The organism is Candidatus Thermoplasmatota archaeon, from assembly GCA_034660695.1.
Lineage (GTDB): Archaea > Thermoplasmatota > E2 > UBA202 > DSCA01 > JAYEJS01.
Genome location: JAYEJS010000026.1, coordinates 1 through 2,484 on the forward strand (window position 1 = coordinate 1; position 2,484 = coordinate 2,484).

The 2,484-nt window shown below is 38.3% G+C and carries 1 protein-coding gene; it reads right to left on the reverse strand.

Annotated features, from left to right (window positions below; genetic code table 11):
* A partial coding sequence (locus U9O96_01410; protein MEA2053765.1) for a PKD domain-containing protein occupies positions 1-2,484 on the reverse strand: 2,484 nt, incomplete at both ends.

Consider the following 2,484-nt stretch of genomic DNA (forward strand, 5'->3'; position numbering starts at 1 on the left):
GATACGTTAAATGTAACTGGCGCAAATAAACAGAGTTACCTGGAGATAAAATGTCTCGGAAACTAACAGTACTATCTACCGAAATTACCGCTTTAACAAGATAAAGATTATCTCTCGTCGCAATATATAGGTTCTTTCTGCTGTAAAACTCAGTAGATGATGCATTTACATGGCCACGGGATGAAGTAATAGTGATATCATTATTGTATGTCCGAATATATGCACTTGACAAATTTACATTTCCGTTGCTTGATGAATAAATATTAATATATCTATTACTGTTTAAAGCGGTAGAGAGATTTGCACCAGATAAATCAATGGTGCCATTCGATGTATATATTTCCACATTCCCTTCAGAATCAGGAATTTCTAATTGAGAAGCGCTGATATTGCCCAAAGTGGTTTTAATTGTCAATGCTCCTGAATTTCCCCCAATATTATGGGTTAAAGCACCTGTAAGAATGATATTCCCTCCTCCATTTCCAGCAACTCCAAAACAAATGTTGGTTGGTTTATTGGCGTTTTGTGTAATTGTAGCACTTTCACCTTTAATGTATCCTGAGTTATCACACTTTAAATTCAATTCCCCGGCCATATTGGTAATGCTTGCATGGGAAAAATCTAGGAAAGTATGACCTTGAAGCATGGGATCACTCCCGCTTTTTGCATTGATAGTTGTATATTGGGCAATTACTGCACCCTCGTGGGATTTTACCGTCAACTCAGCATATGGTACATTTAAAGTAGCGTAGGAAATGTTGATGTCACCCGTGGTAGAATCCATGCTTACGTCAAGAAGTCTTCCTGGATGTATAAAAATGTTTGATGCAATCAAATCATCATACGCCCTGATATTCATCCATGAATCCCATTGGCCTGTATCTCTGATAGCCACATCGCTATTTGTTAGGTCAACACTCCCATTATACGATTCAATGTCTATTACAATTGGGCTATTACCTGTTTCATCACAAGTGATATTTATGTTTCTTAAGTATATGTCATCGTTGGCATACATATTCACATTTATACCCTGATTCCCATTCTCTTCAATATTGATGTTTGTATTATTTGCAAAAATGCTCCCTATAGCATCTATCGTTAAATCTGCGGATAACGCCCCCTCCTCATCAGGGTTTATTGTAATATTTTGGGAATATGAGAGGTAGACATCGGTTGCCTCCAAGTTTACTGAATCAGCCGTTATGTTGGCATCGATAACAATGCTGTTATTTGCCCTTAGATCTAAAGGTATGTTACTTCCGAGGATCAAGTTGCTTAGTCCAGGTGTTAGAACAAGACTGGAGTTGTTGTTACCAACGTAATCGCCTTCTGACTGCCATGAATAAAAAATACCGTCATTTGTTATATATTCCGTGACATTTATATCCAATCCGGGAGTATATACTAAGTCGTTATTTAGGTCTACAAATGCAAAATCTATTTTTATCGGCCAAACAACAACAGATTTGCTAGTCGAGTTAACAGCGTTATCATTATCTTTAACAGTTAATGTTACCGTATACGAGCCCTCATTAGCGAACAGATGAGTTGCATTTCTTTCGTAGCTTATGTTTCCATCCCCGAAGTTCCATGTCCAGTTTACAATCGTACCGTCGGCATCTGTTGAGGTATCGCTAAATTGAACAGTATCCTCCAAGGTGGGTTGTATCGGAGAGAAAGTAAAATCTGCTATTGGAGGAGCATTAACTCTCACATTTTTAGTAATTGTACCACTAAATCCGTCGTTATCAGTAACACGAAGGAGAACATTGTAAGTTCCTGCCGAACTCCAGGAATGAGTAGTGGTAGGAGAAGCGCTATTGTCGTCGTAAATTCCATCTGCATTCCAGTCCCATTCATACAGCGTTATATTGCCATCATCTGATGAACTACTGGCATCGAATGTCACATTTTCATCAATTTGTGGCACTAGAGGGTTCCACGTAAAGTTTGCAGTTGGAGGCTGATATACAGTAACCTGCTTTGTGATGCTATCATTTGTGATGTTAACATTGGGGCCCAAAACGGTTCCATCATATGTTACAGTTAATTTAACATTATACGTTCCCTTCACTGGATACTGGTGAGTTGGGTTTTGCTGTGTAGAATTGTTTCCATCACCAAAATCCCAACTCCACATATCTATGTAAGAGGAATACGAGGATGCATCACTAAATTGTATTGTTTCTGATATTACGGGCCTGTCAGGAGACCACGTAAAATCGGCCGTACCCTGCAATTCAGTATTGTCTTTAAAGAGATAATCCGTCAAACCCATATTCAACATACCGCTCATGATTATGGAATTACTATTTTTGTCGACTATTACAATGCTCACCTGCCAATATCTTATGCTATAATTGAATGAATAGCTGAAATAATCCCCTACATTCCATATACCGTCATTACCGCCATCAAATATTCCCTTAGAAGGGTTTCCCTCTGAATCAAAATGTATTGGTATTCTCTCAATATTCCCTT